Origin of the sequence: Pseudomonas sp. KU43P, assembly GCF_033095865.1 — a bacterium.
GTDB lineage: Bacteria > Pseudomonadota > Gammaproteobacteria > Pseudomonadales > Pseudomonadaceae > Aquipseudomonas.
The window spans coordinates 2,564,146-2,582,378 of record NZ_AP019365.1; the positions used below are offsets into that span (position 1 = coordinate 2,564,146).

The window sequence follows — 18,233 nt, forward strand, 5'->3', positions numbered from 1 at the left end:
GGCCGTGGTATCAAAGCGGCTTGCGCATGAACACCCGGGCAAAACCGTGCGCCTGTGCCCGATGGGTCTGCACGTAGCCGAGCTTCTGGTAGATCTCGATGTTCTCGGTCATGCGTTCATGGGTGTAAAGGCGGATGCCTTGGCAGCCGGCCTGCCGTGAGTACGCTTCGCAAAACTGCATCAAGACCTTGCCCAGGCCCTTGCCTTTGCAGGCAGGCAGTACCGCGATATTGACCAGCAGCATGTCGCTGTCTTCGGGCTGCATCACCAGCACACCCGTAACAGTCGCGGCCTCCACTGCCACGAAAACCTCGTTGTCCTCGACCACTTGCCGGTAGTCATCGAGCATCGGCGCTGGCGGCTTGCCGATCCTGGCGATGTAGGGTTAATAGGCGGCATGGACCAACGCGCTGATGGCATCGACGTCGTCAGCGGTGGCGCGGCGCAGGGCAGGGGCTGTATTCATCAGGGCGACCTCCTGGAAGGGCTCCCGAGCATAAACGCCCGCTGCACCCGGGTCGAGGCGTCTGGCCGATAGGTATGAGCGTGCCTCGCTTCACTCCGGGGATTTCATATCCAAGCGTTTGCCCCCCCGTGATAAAACGCCCCGGCAACCATCAATAACAATGCCCGGCAAGTCGGCCTCACGGCCGCTTGCACGTCAAGGAACACCGATGTCTTCCAACCGCTTGTTTGGCACCTTCTGCCTGAGCAGCTACCTGCTGTCCCTGTCCTACGGCACCACTTTCCTGCTGGCGATGACCTTGCGCGCGCATGGCGCCAGCGAAGCCGATGCCGGCTCGGTCATCTCCACGGCCATGTTCAGTACCTTTGTGGCGGTGATCTTTTCCGGGCATTTGAGCGACCACCTTGGCGCGGCCAGGTCGGTGGCCGTTGGCGCGGTCTTCCTCGCCGCCGCCTGCCTGGGTTTTGCCGCACTGCCAGGGGTGGGCCTGGCCATGATGCTGTTCGGCCTGCTGCTCGGTTTTGGCTGGGGGGTGTTCTACACCCTGGGGCCGATCATCGTGGCCATGCTGATCGAGCCGCAGCGACGGGTAAAATACTTTGCCCTGCTGTCGGGCTGCATGATGACCGGCATCGGCACCGGGCCACTGCTGGGGCGGGTGGCGCAGGCGCTGGGCTACCCGGTGGAGGCGGCCTTCGTGGTCGCGGCCGCGGCCAGTGTGCTCGGGGGGGTTATGTTCTTGTTGCTGGCGCCGCGCATGCAACAGCATCAGCGCGCCGTTGCCGTGTGCCGCATCACCCCGGCGGCGGCGCGTTCGGTGCTGTCGTCCAAGGCTGCTTTCGCCATTCTGATGGTGGGGTTGGGCGGTGCGATCTTCGGTGGACTGTCCAGCTTCCAGACCTCTTACGCCGCGCTCCTGCACCTGGACTATTCGCTGTTCTTCATCGGCTTCATGTCCGCGGTCATCTCGTGCCGCCTGCTGGTCGCGGGCTTCATCGTCAGGCGCGACCCTTATCGGATGGCGTGCCTGCTCACGGCGTTGATCGTGCTGTCGGTGCTGATGTTCATGTATGGGGTGGCGAGCTCCGCCGGCTATTTGCTGGCGGCGATCGTACTGGGGGTCGGTTATGGCCTGACCTATTCGGTGATCAACGGGCTGGCGGCGAACGAAGCGCCTGCCGGCCACACCGCGCAGGCACTGCTGCTGTTCAGCCTGGCCTACTTCATCGGTGTGTTCGGCTTTCCGCTGCTGGCAGGCAAAGTCATCGTTCAGGCTGGCATGGCGTCGCTGCTGCAACTGGTGCTGGTGATTGCTCTGGTGAACTGGTCGATCACCGTGGCGCGGCTGGCATGGCGGCGCAAGCGCGCAGCCGCGGTTGCTTGAGCCCAGGCGTGCACTTGAACAGGGCGCAAATTCCCAAGCGCCCTAGGCTGGTGCGGTTGGACGGCGCGTCAGGGCCAAGCCTGGCGTAATCGTTAGCTTGCGTACGAGTTGGTCCATTACTTGCTATCAATTTGCCATTCGTTGTCGCGTATGGTGAAGATAATGTCGCTTTCAAGCAGTTTCATGCAGTTGTCTTCGAGCGAGAAGCGCTGGCTACCGTGGTGGGGTAAGACTGGGAAATTCAGGATGGGCTGGGCATGCCGGCTCAACCGCTCGGCCTACCCCGAGATCGAGCAAACCTTCGAAGCCATCGCCCAGACGCGCGTACAGTTGCTGCACAACTGGGCCTGTGAGCAGTGGGAACACCTGAGCGAACTGGCCGAGCACATCGCGCCTGGCTTCGCCCATCTGCAGCGTGCGCCGCTGCTGGAGAAGCTGGCACAGGCGCAAGACGTGTCCGAGCTGCTGGTGATCGATGCCAGCGGCACGGTGATCGTCTCGACCTGGCAGCAACGCGGCAACTCGCGTTTCGAGCACAGTGCGGCGTTGGCGCAAGGCTTGAAGGCGCCGTTCCTGCACGGCCCGTTTCGTGACCCGCTGACGCTGCAGATCGGCCCGTCATCGTCGCGCTTTCACGATGAAGTGACCTTGATGTTCTATCAGCCCATCCAGGTTGCCGGCCAGACCCTGGGCTGCCTCTGCGCCCGTGTGCCCAACGACGTGCTGGGCGATCTGATCCAGCGCGAGGCGGGGCATATCTACCCCGAGTCGGGCGACAACTACCTGTTCATGGCGCAATCACGCTTCGACCCGGCGATCCAGCCGGGCACCGCGTTGTCGCGCTCACGTTTCGAAGATGCCACCTTCACCCAGGGCGACAATCTCAAGAGCGGCGTGCCAACACCCTGGGGCGCGGTGCAGATTCAGCGCCACACCGAGCTGGAGCTGCGCTTCACCGACCCTGCCACCCAGCAGCTCCACCCCGGCGTGCGGGAAACCATCCGCCAGGGCGCCAACCTGTTCGTGACCTACCCCGGCTATTCGGACTACCGCCATGTGCCGGTGGTGGGCAAGGGCGTCACCTTCCAGTTACCCGGCTCGCCGGACCGCTGGGGCATGATGTGCGAGGCCGACCTGGAAGAGGTGTACCGCAGGCGTTCGCTCAGCTACGGGCTGATGAAACCCTATTTGGCGACCCTGGCCGGTGCCTTCGGCTGTAATGTCCTGGTGCAGCACTATGCCGGCCTGGGCCAGGGCGCCAACGACGCCATCGCGGCCTTGAGCATGCTTGCTGCCGCCTGGCTGTTCAGCGTGCTTGGCCCACGGCGGCTGGCGGCCAGGTTGAACGGCATGAGCGGTGTGCTGCGCACCATTGCCGAAGGTGAGGGCAACCTGCGCCAGCGCCTGGACCCCCGCACCCTGGCCCGCGACGAAAGCGCTGACATGGCGCGCTGGATCAACAGTTTCATCGACCGCCTGGACGCGGTGGTGGGGCAGGTGGTCAAGGCCAGCCGCACGGTGGGTGCCACCAACCAGATGATGCTCGGGCGCAGCCAGGCCGCGAGCACGACCTCTGCCGAAGTGGCCGATGCGGTGCACCAGATGATGATCATCATGGAAGATCAACTGGGCGAGCTGCAGCAGGCCTCGGTCAGTGCCGAGCAGATGAAGCAGGCCATGGACGAAGTGGTCAGCCGCGCCCGTGAGCAGTACCTGGCAGTGCAGGAGGGCACCCAGTCGATCCGCGACGTGGTGGCGCGTTCCTCCGCCAGCGTGCAGCTGCTCGACAGCAGGATGGCGCAGATCGCCAGCATCAGCGGGCTGATCGGCGACATCACTCAGCAAACCAACCTGCTGGCGCTCAACGCGGCCATCGAGGCTGCCCGCGCTGGTGAACATGGCCGCGGGTTCGCTGTGGTCGCCGCCGAAGTGCGCAGCCTGGCGACGCGCACTGCACTGGCCGCAGAGGACATCAAGCACAGGGTCGAGGGTTTGCAGAGCGAGACCCAGCAGGCCGTGAGCTTCATGCAAGAGGGGGTCAAGGACGTCGATGACAGCCTGCGCCTGGCCGAGGATGCCTCGTCGGAGAATGTGCAGTTGCATCAGGCCGTGGAAAGCATGTTCGCGATCATCCAGCAGCTCAACCAGCGCAGCCTTGCCTATGGCAAGACCATCGAGCAGGTCAACCAGTCCTCCAGCGAGATGCGCCTGACGGCGGGGGTGTTGCAGAGCAGTGCCGAGACGGTGAAGGTCAACGCGGGCAAGTTGCAAAAGCTGGTGGGGCAGTTCGAGGTCAGCAGCGAGCTGTGCTGAAGCCTGTCGCCGATATCCTGGGTTATCATCCGCGCCCCCACCGGAGCAGCCCATGGCCAAAGACATCGACAACCCCTGCGTTTCCCTGTGCCAGCTCAATAGCGAGCTGTGTGTGAGCTGTGGTCGTACCCGCGAGGAAATCCGCAAATGGCGTGGCATGAAGCGCCCGGAGAAGATGGCCACCGTGCAGCGCGCAGCGACGCGGATGAAAGCCATCGCCAAGAAAAATGCCAAGCAGCGCTGAGCGCAACCCTTAGCGCGCCACCATCCCCCGCAACAGCAATTCGATCATCTGCCGCACCTGCAGCGCATGCCCGGCAAAGTCCGGTTGATCCTGGCCGGCCAGGCGCAGGAACTGCAGGTGGCCGTAGTCGTTGATCAGAAACGCCACGTAATCCACATCCAGGTCCGCCCTCAACAGCCCGCGATGCTTGAAGTCGTTCAGCACCCGGGCAATCTCCTGCACCAGCAGGGCGTTGACCTTGCGATACGCCGCCGGCAGGCCACCGCCTGGCTGGCCGATGATCTGCGGCAGCAGCTCGCGCCACAGCGCCGCCGGCAACATGCTGAAGGCATGCTCGACCACTTGCCGTTCCAGTTGGCACAGGGCCTCGACCGGGTCGTCCAGGCGGCCGATGCGTTGGCGGGTGGCGACCATCGCGCGGGCATCGGATTCGCGCAATGTCTCCAGGACGATCTCCTGCTTGCTGTTGAAATAGGCAAACACGGTGGGCGCCGAAACCCCCGCGGCCTTGGCGATCTGTTCGATGGTGGTGGCCTGGTAGCCCTGGCGGGCGAACAAGCCCACCGCCGCCTCACCGATGGCTTGCCGCCGCGCCGTTTTCTGTTGTTCCCGCAATCCACTCATGGTCTGCCTGTGCATTGAACCTAGGTCTGGGCCAAGCATACCGGTTTCTTGAATCGCAATAAAATTTTATTGACTAAAATCTTTTATCGAATAAAGATTTGTGCCGCCGGCGCAGACCGGCTTCTTGCTGCGCTTTTCGAACTGCCCTGTACACAAAAAAAATTCTTACAGGAGCGTCACCATGCGTCATTTCCTAGGCACCTTCGTGCTCGGCAGCCTGTTGGCGCCGTACGCAGCGGCCGACTACCGCTTCACCCTGGGGGACGTCCAGGGCCAGGCAACCTTCGCCGCCGGCGCGGCGAGCGTGGCCGCCCATGGCATCAACTTCGGTGCCGGCCGGGCTGACCTGCGCAATGGGCAACCCCGTGGCACGCAAGCGAACTGGCAGGAGCTTTACCTCAAGCCCGGCATCGCACTGCAGTACGCCTTGAACGATCAGAGCCTGGTCGAATCGGGGTTTTCCCTGGCAGCCAGCCACACCTTTGGCGATGGCGACGCCGGCGGCTATACCCGCGGTGGTGACGGCCAGGTGGCGGTGGAGCAGGCGTTCGTGGGGGCTCGCCAGGGCGACTGGGGCCTGCGCCTGGGTAATCAGGATTACCAGGTCGGCAGCGGCTTCATCGTGATGGACGGCAACCTCGACCTGTTCGGTGAGGGCGACTACTGGCTGGGCCCGCGCAGCGCCTTTCACGATGGCGCGTTGCTGAGCTACCAACACGACAGTTTCGGCGCCCAGGCCTTCAGCCTGGTGGCCAGCGACCGCTACCAGGGCGATTACCGCCTGCAAGGTGGCAACCTCGACTGGCGCGTGGCCGACAGTGCAACCCTGGGGGCACTGGCCATGGCCGTGCAATCGACTGGCCACGGGCGCAGCTTCGACGCACCCCGTGATGGCATGCGCGTCTACAACCTGCGGGCGCTGAACGCACATCTGCCAGGCCTTGCCGACCTCACCCTCGACGCCGAGTACGCCCTGCAACGCGGCCATGGCGACGCCGTGGATTACCACGCCAGTGCCGGTTATGCCCAGGCCAGCTACCGCTTCAGCGCACTGCCGCTGGCCCCGCAACTGGGCTGGAGGCACGCCCGTTTCTCCGGCGACCCCGACCCCAGCGATGCGCAACAGCAAGGCTGGGACCCGTTGGCCAAGGGCTTCACCGGCTGGAGCACCTGGCTGGTGGGCGACATTGTCGGCAATTACCTGCTGTTCAACTCCAATGAGCGGGTCGACCAGTACAGCGCTCGGCTGAACCTGACGCCCACGTTGGGGCTGGGCGCCATCCACTACCGCTTCTCCCTCGACCAGCACAACTACCAGGGCATCGCCGTCGACCAGCGCCGCTTCGCCGACGAAAACACCCTGTACCTGGACTGGGCCCCCACCGAGCGCCTCTATGCCTCGGTGGCCTGCAACTGGGTCAGGCCCATGGCCGCGGCGCGTCAGGTGTTCGGCAACGACACCTTCCGCGCCCTGGAAATGTACCTGACCTACCGCTACTGACCATTAAAGAGAATGACCATGACCTTGCCTGCCGATTAACTGATCCACAATGCCCGCATCTATACCGTCGACGCCCACAAACCCTGGGCCCAGGCCCTGGCAGTGCGCGGCGAGCGCATCGTCCACGTGGGCGACAACGCCTCGGTGCAGGCCTTCGCCGGCCCGCACACCCAGCGCATCGATGCCGGTGGCAAGCTGGTGCTGCCGGGGTTCGTCGAGTCCCATTGGCACTTCAGCACCACGGCCTTTGCCTTCCAGGCCTTCATCAACCATGAAGACCCTGAGCAGATGCTGGCGCTGCTCAAGCGCTACGTCGACGAGCACCCCGATGAAAAAGCCATCACTGGCATGGGCTGGATCCAGGCCCTGGTGCCACCCCACCTGCTGCGCCGAGAAACCCTGGACGCCATCTGCCCGGACAAACCGGTGTGCCTGATGGCCACCGACTACCACACCATGTGGGTCAACTCCAAAGCCCTGGAAATCGCTGGCATCGACCGCGACACGCCGCCGGTGGAGGAGGGCGCCAGCTGGTTCGAGAAAGACCCGGTCACCGGCGAGCCCACCGGTGTGGTGGTTGATGGCGCCGCGTACTTCCTGCTGATGAAGCGCATCAGTGATGCCGGCTACCTGCCCACCGGTATCGATTTGTACCTGCGCTCGATTGCCGTGTGGCAGGAGAAGCTGGTGGCGGCTGGTATCACCACGGTGTTCGACGCCGGCTTCCTCGACCCCAACGGCGACCAGGACTTGCTCTACGAAACCCTGCAGCAGCTCGAGCGCGAAGACCGCCTGAAACTGCGCGTGGTCGGCAGCTACATCTCGCTGGGCGAAGAAGACGACCCGGTGGCCATCCTGCGCAGCATGCGTGAACGCTACCAGTCGCCACTGGTGCGCGCCCAAGCGCTGAAGATGATGCTCGATGGCACCGAAATGAACCACACCGCCTACCTGCTGGAACCCTACTGCGACAAGCCCGACAGCTGTGGTGCCACGGTCATGCCGGTGGAAGTGTTCGAACGCAATGTGCGCGAGGCCGACCGCCATGGCATCGACGTGATGATCCACGCCGTGGGCGATGCCGCCGTGCGCCTGGCGCTGGACGTGATCGAGCGCACCAACGAAGCCAACCCGCCACGCGACCGCCGCCATGTGATCACCCATGCCTTCCTCACCCACCCGGACGACATTCCGCGTTTCCGCCAGGTCGGTGCGCTGGCCAATACCCAGTTGCAGTGGGGCGTGGTCGACGCCTATTCGGAAGCTATTCGCCGCTCCTATGGCGATGCCCGCTGGCGCTCGATGTACAAGTTCCGCAGCTTCGTCGACCAGGGTGTGACCGTGTCCATCGGCATGGATGGCCTGGCCTGCCAGTGCCGTTGCCAGCACCGCCCGGTGGAGCACATCGAGTCGGGCCACACCCGCCAGCTGGCTGGCGAGCCGGACGCGCCGGTGATGCCGGACATCCATGAAAAGCTCAGCATCCCGCAGCTGATCGCCGCCTATACCCTGCACGGCGCCTACCAGTTGCGCCTGGAGCACGAGATCGGTTCGCTGACCGAAGGCAAGCGCGCCGACGTGATCATTCTCGAACGTGACCTGTTCGAGCTGAACAAGCACGACATCGGCAAGACCGAAGTGGCGCTGACCATGATGAACGGCCGTATCGTCCACAACGCCCTCTGACCCCGCCGCGGCCCCTTGCGGGCCGCGTTGCCTGGAATACGCCCCCATGAAAGCTCGCACTGGTCTTGTGACCCGCTCTCTGTTCATTTATATCGCCATTGCGTCCACCATGATCGTCGGCGTCGGCCCGGTGTTTCTCGGCATGCTCGCGCGCAAGTTCGACCTGCCGCTGGAACAGCAGGGCTGGGTACTGTCGATGGAAATGGCCGGCGTCATCGTCGGCACGCTGTTCAGCCCGGCCGCCGAGCGCCGGGTCGGCACCCGCCTGTTGACCCTGGGCGGCGCCTTGCTGGGCCTGGCCGCCAACCTCAGTTGCGTGCAGGCGGAGGGTTTCTCGGGCCTGCTGGCCTGCCGGCTGGTGGCGGGCATCGGCGGCGGCCTGCTGTACAGCAGTGCGCTGACGGCCCTGGGCCGGTTGCCGCAACAGGCGCGCTCCTACGGCGCGATGCTGTTTCTGCAAACCTTGTTGTTCGCGGCATTCGCCGCAGTGCTGCCGGTGATTGCCGAACGCTATGGCCTGAGCATGGCGATCAACGCACTGGCGGCGTGGTTTGGGGTGATCGTGCTGATCTGCCATTGGCTACCGGATGTGCGCGCGGTTTGCCCCGTCGCCACGGAGCAGGTCATCCAGCACGCACCGGGCAGCGGCAAGGTGGGGCTGTACGCGCTGGTCGGCATGCTGTGCCTGCAGATGGGCATCTACTCGGTCTGGGGCTTTCTTGAAAACCTGGCGGTCGAGGGCGGGGTCGACCCGGTGGATGTGGGCTGGGCCCTGGGCCTGGGCTTGCTCGGCGGCTTGCCGGGCTCGGCGTTGCCGAGCCTGTTCGGCCAGCGCCTGTCGAGCAACCTGATGATCGCGCTGGGTTCGTTGGCGGTACTCTGCTCACTGGCCATACTGGCCCGCGGCGTGCACCAGGCCGGGGAGCTGGCGGTGGCGGTGTTCGTGATGAACGTCGGCTGGACGCTGGCGCTCACCTACTACATGGCCACCGTTGCCACCCATGACCCGAGCAAGCGCCTGGCGCCGGCCATCGGTTTTGTCCAGGTGTCCGCTGCTGCCGTGGCGCCCGCGGTGGTGGCGGGGCTGCTGCCGTACTCGGGTGAGCAGGTGATCTACCTGCTGGCGGCAATCGCCATCGTTGGCGGCGGGCTGATGCAGGGCCTGCTGTTGCGGGCGCAGCGAGGGCTGGTTCAGGTGTGAGGGGCTTCTGGTATCGTTGCCGGCGCGCCTGATTACCCTCTAGGAGTTGTCTTATGAAAGCAGCCATCGTCCACGCCTTCGACCAACCCCCACGCTATGGCGAGATCGACCCACCGCAGGCCGCCGCTGGCGAGGTGCTGGTGCGGGTGCGTGCCGCCGCACTCAGCCAGCTGGTGCGGGCCCAGGCCAGCGGCAAGCATTACAGCAGTGGCAAGACCCTGCCGTTGGTCCCCGGTGCCGACGGTGTCGGCCTGCTCGAGGATGGCACCCGAGTGTACTTCGCCTTCCCCCGTGCCCCTATCGGCGCCATGGCCGAAACCGTGGCCGTGGATGCGCGCTGCTGCGTAGCCATCCCGGACGATATCGATGACATCACCGCCGCTGCGATCGCCAACCCGGGGATGTCGTCCTGGTCGGCGCTGCAGGAGCGGGCTGGATTCAGGCCGGGCGAGCGCGTTCTGATCAATGGCGCTGCTGGCGCCTCTGGTCGTCTGGCGATCCAGGTGGCAAAGCACCTTGGCGCCTCGCGTGTCGTGGCGACCGCACGTAATCGTGCAGTGGAAGCAGAACTGCGCAAGTTGGGCGCGGACGATTTCATCTGCCTGGATCAGCCTGCCGAGCAGCTGACTGCGGTGTTGCGCGATGAGTTTCGCGGGCCGGGCGTCGACATCGTGCTGGACTACCTGTGGGGGCAGCCGGCTACCTGCATCCTCGATGCACTGGGTGGCCATGCCAGCCGCGAGGCCGCGCCCCGTGTGCGCTTCGTCAATATTGGCGCGATTGCCGGCGCGACCCTGCCGATGAACCCCAGCGTATTGCGTGGCACGGGGCTTGAGATGCTCGGCAGTGGCCTGGGCAGCGTGTCCAACGAAGGTTTGGTGAACGTGGTCGGGCAATTGCTGAAAGCGATCAAGCCGGCCGGGATGAAGGTCGATGCGCAGGCCGTGCCCTTGAGCGAGGTCGAAGCGGCCTGGCAGCTCAACTCGGCAGAACGCATCGTGTTTGTGTTGTAGCAGGCAAGGCGAGGCCTGTCGGGCGCTCGCCTGATGCAGCCGTCAGGCCAGGGAAGTGGCGGCTTGAGAGGGATCCTCGGCGGGCGCTTCCATCAGCAGGCCCAGGGTGTTGAGGAACAGGTCGGTGCTGAGAATACCCGTGGAAATGGTCGAGAACACAACGTTGCCAGCCGCGTCCTTGATGGTGACCTTTTCCGTCCAGTTGCTGTGATCCATGCTGCGCAGGGCGGCGATCGATATCTGCCTGCCCTGCACCTGCAGGTAATCCCGCGAAAGCACCAACGGCTGCGTCTGCACGTCCAGGAAGTTGCCGCTTACGCGCTTGCGCCACACCTCGGCGTTCTCGATGCAGTTGAAGGTTACCGTGCCGCCGGCTTGCAGGGTGTTCCAAACCTGCGGTTGGCGGGCATTGAGGTAAAGCTCGCGGAACTGGTGCTGGAAGTGGTGGAAGCCTTTGAGCGCTTCAATCACCCGGTTGAACGGCTCGCCTGGGTTACGGCGGTATGCCAGGTTGGTGATCAGGCCGGTGAATGCCGCCTGCCCCGAGCTGAACAGGTACAGGTCTTCGATTTCGGTGAACGGCACGTACGTGCGCTCGCCATGAAGGGTGTGGGCGATGCCGTTTTCATACAGCTCGTAGCTGCCTTTGCGCATCCGGCTGTGCCAGGCGTAGAGGCCCAGCAGGGCCAGTGCGAAGAATACCAACAGGCCGCTGGTGAAATAGGTGAGCGTAGCCGGGTCGGAAAAATTCAGCGTCGTGCCGCGTGAAGAGGTGAGCGAAACAGGCCCGGAAGCGGGGAGTGTCGAGCCCAGGTAAAGCATGAAGCCCGCCAGCGCGATCAGCCCCAGGCTGAAAATCACCATGAAGACCTTGAACGCCTTGCCGTAGCGGAAACTGCCGACCAGTTCACCCGTGGCCGGTGTTTGGGAAGTTGTGTGCTGCATGAGTGGTTGCATCCCTGTCATTGAGTTGGAACAGCGCCATCCAGGCTGGCCTGCCGATCTGCTGACACATTGCCATCAGCCCGGATCGCTATCCTAGAGCCGGGTCGGGTGTTGAAGTTCAATCGGGCTCCCATTTTTTTGCATTTTGCGCGCGACCTCTCACTTTGCCTCCAGGTCGACGTACTGCGTTTGCACCATTGCGTTGGGAGGGGGAGCCTCAGGTCATGGTGCATCCTTCTGCTGCAGGGCATCACGCAGCTGAACCACTTCTGCGAGGGCCAGCGCCTGGGCCGAGTAGCACAACCCGATGCGCCGGCGCAGGTCCAGCTCAGGCAACGGTTCGCTGCGCACGTCGTGGTGGTCGGCGGCCAACGACGCGGGCACGATGGCACTGCCCAGCCCGGCGGCGACCATGTCCAGGGCCAGGGTGAAGGTCTCGGCTTCGGCTACTGGGCTGCTGTCATAGAACGGCAGCAGGCGCTGGTGGCTTTGTTGCGCAGGGCAGGTAATCCAGCGCTTCTGGTCGGCAACCGGCGGCGTCGCCAGCACGAAGGCGTCGCTGTGCAGGGGCAGAAACAGTTCATCCTCGCAGCGCAGTTCTTCGCTGGCCAGGCGCGCCGCGCCCGCACAGCCGGTTACCAGTTGCAGATGCACCGTGGGGCTGATGGTCGCCACGGCCTGTACCAACTGACGCACAACCGCCGCGCCCACATCGCTCTCGATGCCGATCTGCAGCGGCGCCCGTTCCCGGTCGCGTTTGAAACGGGTCAGCAGCCGGCCGGCATCGGCCACCATGCGCTGGGCTTCGGGGTAGAGTGCGCGGGCATCCTCGGTAACCTCGACGCCCCTGGCCTGGCGCACGAACAGCGTAGTGCCCAACGCTTCCTCGAGGGCCTTGATGCTACCGGACAAAGCTGGTTGGCTAAGGTGAATGGCGCGCGCGGCGGCAGTAACGTTGCGTGCTTCGAAGACCGCGATGAAGGCGCGTAGCTGACGATAATCCATGGGTTACCCATAAGTGTTGCCGATGGCTGCCACAAGAATATCCCATTTCTCGCGCCCGAAACCGGCTTCTATACTGCCGCCGGTGATTACCCATAAACATTTTGGATTACAGGACGCTTATCATGACTGCTACCCACAAGCCCCTGGTCGTCATTACCGGTGCCAGCTCCGGTATCGGCCTGGCCACTGCCAGGCTGTTGTCCGGCCGCGGCCACGCGCTGTTGCTGCTGGCCCGTCGTCTGGCGCCGATGCAGCAGCTGCAACTGCCCAACTGCCTGGCGCTGGCGGTCGATATCACCGACCGTGCGGCCGTGCTGGCCGCCGTCGCCGAGGCCGAGGCGCAGTTCGGCCCGGTGGACGCGATCATCAACAATGCCGGCGTCATGCTGCTGGGCAGCTTCGCCACGCAAGACCCGAGCGAGTGGGACCGCATGCTCGACGTCAATGTGCGTGGCTTGCTCAATGGCATCCACGCGGTAGCTGGCGGCATGGTCGCACGCAAGCGCGGCACCATCATCAACGTCAGTTCCGTGGCCGGGCGCAAGTCGTTCCCCAACCATGTCGCCTACGTTGGCACCAAGTTCGCGGTCACCGGTTTGTCCGAGAACCTGCGCGAGGAACTGGCGCCGAGCAATGTGCGGGTGATCACCCTCGAGCCGGGTGCGGTGGATACCGAGCTGCTCAGCCACACCACCGATGACGCCATCAAGGCCGGCTATGACGACTGGAAGCAGGAGATGGGCGGCGTGCTCAGCGCCGAGCAGATCGCCGAAGTGATCGACTTCGCCTACGGCCAGCCGCAGTCGGTGTGCGTGCGTGAGATCGTGGTGTGCGCGACCCGGCAACAGGCGTAACGCACAGAGGCTGGCAAGACCTCAGGTCACCTGCGGGTGGCCTTTTGGCTTGAGGGGTCAATACTTCCCTGTACAGGCAGGCGTGTTGCGGGTTTCGCGCCGCGCGGGAGGTTACTGATGAACAAGCTATCGATAGTGGGTGCCGGGCTGGTGGGCGAGGCGGCGGCGCAGATCATCGCCCGGGAAGAGTTGTGCCATGAACTGGTGATGCTCGATGTGCAGGGCGAGCTGGCCAAGGGCAAGGCGCTGGATGTTTGGCAGGCGGCCATCGAGTCGGGGTCCGATACCCGGGTTGTGGGCGGGGCCGATGCGCAGATGCTGCAAGGTTCCGATCTGGTGGTGATTACTGCCGGTGTGCCGCGCAAACCCGGCCAGTCGCGCCAGGACGTGTTGAGCATCAACCTGCCCATTCTCGACGGCATCCTGGCGGATGTCAGGCGCCATGCGCCGGCTGCGACGCTGCTGGTGGTGTCGAACCCGGTCGATGTGCTGACTTACCGGGCCTGGTCCGTCAGCGGGCTGGGGCGCGACAAGGTGTTCGGCCAGGCCGGGGTGCTGGATACCGCGCGCATGAAGTGCTTCATCGCCGAGGAAACGGGATTTTCCGCTCGCGATATCACCGCCCTGGTGCTGGGCGGGCATGGCGACAGCATGGTGCCGCTGATGCGCTACTGCGCGGTCGGTTCGGTGCCGCTGGCGCACTTCCTGTCCAGCGAGCAGATCGAGCGGATCGTGCAGCGCACCCGCCAGGGTGGCGGCGAGATCCTGGGCTTGAAGAAGGTTGGCAGCGCCTGCGATGCACCCGGTGTGGCGATTGCGCAGATGGTCGATGCCATCGCCCATGGGCGCAACCGCATCTTGCCGACGGTGGCGATCCTGGAGGGCGAATACGGGCGCACGGATATCGCCATGGGTGTGCCTTGCGTGCTGGCGGAGCAGGGTATTGCCCGGGTCATCGAAATGCCTCTGGATGCACAGGAGCAGGCCATGTTCGATCACTCGGCCGACCAGGTGGCGCGTGATATTGCAGAGATGAAGGCGCTATAGGCATCGCCGCAAGCCGACACCCGCTCCTGTGGGAGCCGGCTTGCCGGCGATGAGGCCAACAGGGTCTCAATGCCTTTCTCTGCCCCGTCTATGCTTGATACCTCACCGTGCCAGCCGCTGCGCAAGAGGGGCAAATCATGAGCAAGGTATTCGTGAACATTGGGCTTACCCTCGACGGGTACATGGCGCCGGAAGGCATGAGCATCGAGCATTGGGACAACCCCGAGTACAAAGACTGGGGGGCCAGGTGGGGCGCGCTGATGAGCTGGATTCTCAAACAGCAGTATTTTCGTGAAAACCTCCTGTTCGGCTCCGGAGGCGAAACCGGCGCGGTCAACGACATGCTGCGCCACACCATGGAACGCTCCGGCGCCAACATCATGGGCAAGCGCATGTTCGACGCCGGCGAGCGAAGCTGGCCGGAAGAAGCGCCTTTTCACGCGCCGGTGCTGGTGCTCACCCACGAGAAGCGCGCACCTTGGGTAAGGCCCGGCGGGACGACGTTCCATTTCTTCAACGACGGGCCAGCCAAAGCCCTGGAGAAAGCCCGGGTGCTTGCAGGCGGGCGGGACATTCGCATCTCGGGCGGCGCCGAGGTGATCCAGCAGTACTTGAACCTGAATGCCATCGACGAACTGGAGATCGCCCTGGCCCCGATCCTGTTCGGCAGCGGCAGACGCCTGTTCGAGAACCTGCACGAACCCGCGCCGCAATTTCGCGTCCAGAGGGTCCTCGATACACCCGACGCCACGCACCTGCGCTACGTGCGTGCCTGAACCTTCGATCATCAATCGCAGCCAGTTTCTGGCATCATGCGTCAGCCCTTTTTCGAATGCTGAACGAGCCTGGAACGATGGACCCACATACTTTATTGGCCTTTACCCTGGTTGCCGCGATTGCCATCGCCAGCCCCGGGCCTGCGACATTGATGGCGATCAACAATAGCCTCGCCCATGGCCAAAGCAGCACGATCTGGTCCTCGCTGGGCAATGCCAGTGGCCTGTTCTGCCTATCGGCGGCGGCGATGCTGGGGTTGGGCGCATTGCTTGCCAGCTCCGAATGGCTGTTCAACATGGTCAAGATCGCCGGTGCCGGTTACCTGTTCTACCTGGGCGTCAAGCAGCTGCTCAACAAGCGGCCGTTGCTGGCAGGCAGCATTGAGCAAGGGCAAAGCCGCAGGCCCACCCGTCGCAAGCTGTACCGCTCGGCGTTCTTTACTGCGCTGTCCAACCCCAAGGCGACGCTGTTCTTCACCGCACTGTTTCCGCAGTTCATCGATCAAGGCGCCGCCTTGTTTCCGCAATTCCTGATCCTGACGGCGATTTTCATGCTGCTTTCGGTGTCGTCGTTGAGCCTCTACGCCGCACTCGCTTCACGCGCCAAGGGCATTCTGCAGCGCCCCGAGTGGTCGCGCTGGGTCAGCCGGGGCGTGGGTGTCACCTTCATCGGCTTTGCCGCCGGGATCCTCGCCATGCGCCGGCAGACGGCCTGAATCATGACCGACACTGCAAAACCCAACCGCGCCATCTACGACCTGGACATGCTCCGCGCCGTGGTGATGGTGGCCGACTGCGGCAGCTTCACCACGGCCGCCGCACGCCTGCATTCGACCCAGTCCACGGTCAGCCAGAAGGTTCGTCGCCTGGAAGAAATGGTCGGGCACCAGTTGCTCGACCGCAGCAACCGCGAAGTGCACCCGACGGATGCCGGTGAGACCTTGCTGGGCTATGCGCGGCACCTGCTGGCGGTGAGCAACCAGTTGAGCGAAGCGCTGTCGGGCGGGGTGACGGTCACCGTGCGCATCGGGCTGCCGGACGATTTCGTCGCGGGCAAGACCATGCAGGCGCTGGCGGCCTTCAACCGGCGCAATCCGAAGGTCAAGCTGGAGATCACCGGTGGCCTGAGCCGCGACCTGATGAGCGCCTACGACCGTGGCGAACTGGACCTGGTGCTGGTCAAACAGCGCCGCCACAGCCGTGAAGCCAATGCCTGCCAGCCCGAGCGCATCGAGTGGTTCGACAGCGCCCAGTATCCGTGCTTCGCCCAGGATCCGATCCCGCTGGTGACCTTTCCGCCACGCGGCTTGTACCGCGACGACATGATCAACGCCATCGAGGCCATGGGCCGCAGTTGGCGCATCGGCTTCACCAGTTCCAGCCTGGCGGGCATCCAGGAAGCCGTGGCCAATGGCTTGGGCGTGAGCCTGCTGCCCCTGCGTGTGGTGACGCCGGAACATCGCATATTGGGCGCAAAGGAAGGTTTCAAGCCGATCAAGGTGTTCGAGGCAGCGATCTTCCATGGGCCGACGGCAGACCCCGTGGTCCAGGAACTGGCCGATATCCTGATCGCCATCCTCAAGGCCGAGGCCGAGTAGGAGGCGGGGCCAGACGGCCCCCCGAGGCAGGTATTCAGCGAGGCAGTGCTTCGGCGAACTGCGCAGCTTTCAACTGCAACACCGCAGGCCCGCCCCAGAACGCACCTCGGCGCACGATCACCCGTTCATGCAGCGCTGCGGCCACCGCCGCCGCCGCGTTCGGCGCCTTGAACAGCACGAAGCTCGCTTCGTTGCCGACCTTCAGCCCGTAGCCCTGCTTGCCTATCACCCCGGCACTGGCTTCGGTGGCCATGTGCAACGCCACGCGCAGCTCTTCATCGGTGTTGAAGCCCGAGCGATAGCTGACCAGCATGGCCCGTTGCAACATGTCGCCGTTGCCGTAGGGCCACCAGGCATCCTGGATGTTGTCATTGCCCGTGAACACCCGTACGCCGCCGGCACGCAGGCGCAGCACCGGCGGGAAGGCGTGCTCGCCGGGGGCGTTGGTCATGATCGACACGCCGGCCTTGGCCAGCACCTGGGCCGTGCGGTCGACCACGCTGTCGCTGACGTCGCCCAGGCCGTAGGCATGGCTGACCGCAACCAGGCCCTGCATGCCCAGCGCCTGGGTGCGTGCAGCGATGCGTTCGAGCTGGGCGATGCAGATGTCGCCGGGTTCGTGCAGGTGGATGTCGACCTTCACGCCATGCCGGTCGGCGATGCCGAAGACGATATCGAGCTGTGCGTCGGCGTCGCCGTCCAGGGTGGTCGGGTCGATGCCGCCGACCACCTGGACGCCTTCACGTACTGCGGCTTCCATCACTTGGGCAGTGCCGGGGCAGGTGACCACGCCGGCCTGAGGGAAGGCCACCAACTCGATGTCGACCAGATCCTTGCAGGCTTCACGCGCTTCGAGGATCGCCTGCAGGTTGGTAAGGCCCGTGGTGGCGTCCACGTCCACGTGGCAGCGCATGGCGATGGTGCCGAACGATGCGCACTGGCGAATCAGGGCCTGGGCGCGCTCGACGATGGGCGGGGCACCCGCCAGTTCGCGCTTTTCCACGGCCAGGCGTTCACGCAGGGTGGCCACGGCCTGGTGCGGGTGCCAGCGGTCACCGACGAAGCTCTTGTCCAAGTGAATATGGCCGTCGACGAAGCCTGGCAGCACCAGCAGGCCCTCGAGGTCGATGGTCTCGCGGGCGGCTTGGGCGGCACGTTGCGGGCCGATATGGCTGATGCGCCCGTTCTTCACGGCGATGTACAGCGGCAGGCCATCGGCGTCGATGGCATTGATGAACTCACGGTCGTTCATGAAAGGCCTTCCTGGAGCAGGGCCGGATCGACAGAACGCACGCAGGCGGGTGATGGCCCTTTTGGTTGTGGGTAGCGACACACGGTAGGGAAGAAGCGGGTGCCTCACAAATTAAATATCAGGATCGACCGTAGTGCGTTTATGGATGCACGCAAGCCAACTTCTCCTGCATTAAAAACCCCACTGAAGTCGATTCCGATTTTTAACTTTCCAAGCTTTCCAACAGGGGCCAGGATTGAGCGCGAACACGTTCGAACGTGCTCGATACGGGCCTGCACGCCGTCTGCCACGGCACTTCGGCGCCCGGTCACCCCACACAATAAA

General features: G+C 64.3%; 17 protein-coding genes. 12 read left to right on the plus strand and 5 right to left on the minus strand.

Annotated features, from left to right (window positions below):
• Window positions 1-10: 10 nt before the first annotated feature.
• A complete protein-coding gene (locus KU43P_RS11595) occupies window positions 11-349 on the minus strand; it encodes a GNAT family N-acetyltransferase (protein ID WP_317663208.1) in 339 nt (112 codons plus the stop codon).
• A gap of 325 nt (window positions 350-674) precedes the next feature.
• On the opposite strand from KU43P_RS11595, the gene KU43P_RS11600 reads away from it, so the two are divergent.
• The 3 genes from KU43P_RS11600 (at window position 675) to KU43P_RS11610 (ending at window position 4,407) form a co-directional block, all read left to right on the plus strand.
• Entirely contained in the window at window positions 675-1,850 is a 1,176-nt protein-coding gene (locus KU43P_RS11600) for an MFS transporter (RefSeq protein WP_317663210.1), read from the plus strand.
• A 162-nt stretch (window positions 1,851-2,012) separates the two neighbouring features.
• Window positions 2,013-4,163, plus strand: a complete 2,151-nt coding sequence (locus KU43P_RS11605) for a methyl-accepting chemotaxis protein (protein WP_317663211.1) — start codon at window positions 2,013-2,015, stop codon at window positions 4,161-4,163.
• A 52-nt stretch (window positions 4,164-4,215) separates the two neighbouring features.
• A complete protein-coding gene (locus tag KU43P_RS11610; protein WP_176511497.1) occupies window positions 4,216-4,407 on the plus strand; it encodes a DUF1289 domain-containing protein in 192 nt (63 codons plus the stop codon).
• Window positions 4,408-4,416: 9 nt separating this feature from the next.
• Here KU43P_RS11610 and KU43P_RS11615 read toward each other — a convergent pair whose 3' ends face one another.
• Entirely contained in the window at window positions 4,417-5,031 is a 615-nt protein-coding gene (locus KU43P_RS11615; protein WP_317663213.1) for a helix-turn-helix domain-containing protein, read from the minus strand.
• Between the two features lie 181 nt (window positions 5,032-5,212).
• Between KU43P_RS11615 and KU43P_RS11620 the strand changes: the two genes are divergently transcribed.
• Genes KU43P_RS11620 through KU43P_RS11635 form a run of 4 tightly spaced genes read left to right on the plus strand, consistent with a single transcriptional unit; the run spans window position 5,213 to window position 10,432 of the window.
• The gene (locus KU43P_RS11620; RefSeq protein WP_317663215.1) at window positions 5,213-6,532 is read left to right on the plus strand and encodes a hypothetical protein; all 1,320 of its coding nucleotides are present in this window, start codon (window positions 5,213-5,215) and stop codon (window positions 6,530-6,532) included.
• Between the two features lie 39 nt (window positions 6,533-6,571).
• Entirely contained in the window at window positions 6,572-8,218 is a 1,647-nt protein-coding gene (locus KU43P_RS11625; RefSeq protein WP_411567253.1) for an amidohydrolase, read from the plus strand.
• 46 nt (window positions 8,219-8,264) lie between these two features.
• Window positions 8,265-9,419, plus strand: coding sequence for an MFS transporter (locus KU43P_RS11630; protein WP_317663219.1), 1,155 nt, complete (start codon window positions 8,265-8,267; stop codon window positions 9,417-9,419).
• A 53-nt stretch (window positions 9,420-9,472) separates the two neighbouring features.
• Window positions 9,473-10,432, plus strand: coding sequence for a zinc-binding alcohol dehydrogenase family protein (locus tag KU43P_RS11635; RefSeq protein ID WP_317663221.1), 960 nt, complete (start codon window positions 9,473-9,475; stop codon window positions 10,430-10,432).
• A 42-nt stretch (window positions 10,433-10,474) separates the two neighbouring features.
• Here the strand turns inward: KU43P_RS11635 and KU43P_RS11640 are convergent, their stop codons facing one another.
• Complete coding sequence (locus KU43P_RS11640; RefSeq protein WP_317663223.1) at window positions 10,475-11,377, minus strand: hypothetical protein; 903 nt, start codon at window positions 11,375-11,377, stop codon at window positions 10,475-10,477.
• A gap of 222 nt (window positions 11,378-11,599) precedes the next feature.
• The gene (locus KU43P_RS11645; protein WP_317663224.1) at window positions 11,600-12,382 is read right to left on the minus strand and encodes a LysR family transcriptional regulator; all 783 of its coding nucleotides are present in this window, start codon (window positions 12,380-12,382) and stop codon (window positions 11,600-11,602) included.
• Between the two features lie 122 nt (window positions 12,383-12,504).
• Between KU43P_RS11645 and KU43P_RS11650 the strand changes: the two genes are divergently transcribed.
• From KU43P_RS11650 to KU43P_RS11670, 5 genes are all read left to right on the plus strand, one after another.
• Window positions 12,505-13,236 carry an SDR family oxidoreductase gene (locus tag KU43P_RS11650; protein ID WP_317663226.1) on the plus strand — a complete coding sequence of 244 codons (732 nt, stop codon included), beginning with the start codon at window positions 12,505-12,507 and terminating at the stop codon, window positions 13,234-13,236.
• A gap of 117 nt (window positions 13,237-13,353) precedes the next feature.
• Window positions 13,354-14,283: a malate dehydrogenase gene (locus tag KU43P_RS11655; protein WP_317663227.1), complete on the plus strand. Its 930-nt coding sequence runs from the start codon at window positions 13,354-13,356 to the stop codon at window positions 14,281-14,283.
• Window positions 14,284-14,420: 137 nt separating this feature from the next.
• Window positions 14,421-15,059 (plus strand): dihydrofolate reductase family protein, encoded by a 639-nt coding sequence (locus KU43P_RS11660; protein WP_317663228.1) that lies wholly within the window; start codon window positions 14,421-14,423, stop codon window positions 15,057-15,059.
• Window positions 15,060-15,136: 77 nt separating this feature from the next.
• A complete protein-coding gene (locus KU43P_RS11665) occupies window positions 15,137-15,775 on the plus strand; it encodes a LysE family translocator (protein WP_317663230.1) in 639 nt (212 codons plus the stop codon).
• A gap of 3 nt (window positions 15,776-15,778) precedes the next feature.
• Entirely contained in the window at window positions 15,779-16,657 is an 879-nt protein-coding gene (locus KU43P_RS11670; RefSeq protein ID WP_317663232.1) for a LysR substrate-binding domain-containing protein, read from the plus strand.
• A 34-nt stretch (window positions 16,658-16,691) separates the two neighbouring features.
• Here the strand turns inward: KU43P_RS11670 and KU43P_RS11675 are convergent, their stop codons facing one another.
• Entirely contained in the window at window positions 16,692-17,909 is a 1,218-nt protein-coding gene (locus tag KU43P_RS11675) for an amidohydrolase family protein (RefSeq protein ID WP_317663234.1), read from the minus strand.
• Window positions 17,910-18,233 lie beyond the last annotated feature (324 nt).

What these genes read in the sequence shown, in the direction of transcription:
- KU43P_RS11595 (WP_317663208.1), bottom strand. Translation starts at nt 349, where the DNA reads ATGCTCGATGACTACCGGCAAGTGGTCGAGGACAACGAGGTTTTCGTG.
- KU43P_RS11600 (WP_317663210.1), top strand. Translation starts at nt 675, where the DNA reads ATGTCTTCCAACCGCTTGTTTGGCACCTTCTGCCTGAGCAGCTACCTG.
- KU43P_RS11605 (WP_317663211.1), top strand. Translation starts at nt 2,013, where the DNA reads ATGTCGCTTTCAAGCAGTTTCATGCAGTTGTCTTCGAGCGAGAAGCGC.
- KU43P_RS11610 (WP_176511497.1), top strand. Translation starts at nt 4,216, where the DNA reads ATGGCCAAAGACATCGACAACCCCTGCGTTTCCCTGTGCCAGCTCAAT.
- KU43P_RS11615 (WP_317663213.1), bottom strand. Translation starts at nt 5,031, where the DNA reads ATGAGTGGATTGCGGGAACAACAGAAAACGGCGCGGCGGCAAGCCATC.
- KU43P_RS11620 (WP_317663215.1), top strand. Translation starts at nt 5,213, where the DNA reads ATGCGTCATTTCCTAGGCACCTTCGTGCTCGGCAGCCTGTTGGCGCCG.
- KU43P_RS11630 (WP_317663219.1), top strand. Translation starts at nt 8,265, where the DNA reads ATGAAAGCTCGCACTGGTCTTGTGACCCGCTCTCTGTTCATTTATATC.
- KU43P_RS11635 (WP_317663221.1), top strand. Translation starts at nt 9,473, where the DNA reads ATGAAAGCAGCCATCGTCCACGCCTTCGACCAACCCCCACGCTATGGC.
- KU43P_RS11640 (WP_317663223.1), bottom strand. Translation starts at nt 11,377, where the DNA reads ATGCAGCACACAACTTCCCAAACACCGGCCACGGGTGAACTGGTCGGC.
- KU43P_RS11645 (WP_317663224.1), bottom strand. Translation starts at nt 12,382, where the DNA reads ATGGATTATCGTCAGCTACGCGCCTTCATCGCGGTCTTCGAAGCACGC.
- KU43P_RS11650 (WP_317663226.1), top strand. Translation starts at nt 12,505, where the DNA reads ATGACTGCTACCCACAAGCCCCTGGTCGTCATTACCGGTGCCAGCTCC.
- KU43P_RS11655 (WP_317663227.1), top strand. Translation starts at nt 13,354, where the DNA reads ATGAACAAGCTATCGATAGTGGGTGCCGGGCTGGTGGGCGAGGCGGCG.
- KU43P_RS11660 (WP_317663228.1), top strand. Translation starts at nt 14,421, where the DNA reads ATGAGCAAGGTATTCGTGAACATTGGGCTTACCCTCGACGGGTACATG.
- KU43P_RS11665 (WP_317663230.1), top strand. Translation starts at nt 15,137, where the DNA reads ATGGACCCACATACTTTATTGGCCTTTACCCTGGTTGCCGCGATTGCC.
- KU43P_RS11670 (WP_317663232.1), top strand. Translation starts at nt 15,779, where the DNA reads ATGACCGACACTGCAAAACCCAACCGCGCCATCTACGACCTGGACATG.
- KU43P_RS11675 (WP_317663234.1), bottom strand. Translation starts at nt 17,909, where the DNA reads ATGAACGACCGTGAGTTCATCAATGCCATCGACGCCGATGGCCTGCCG.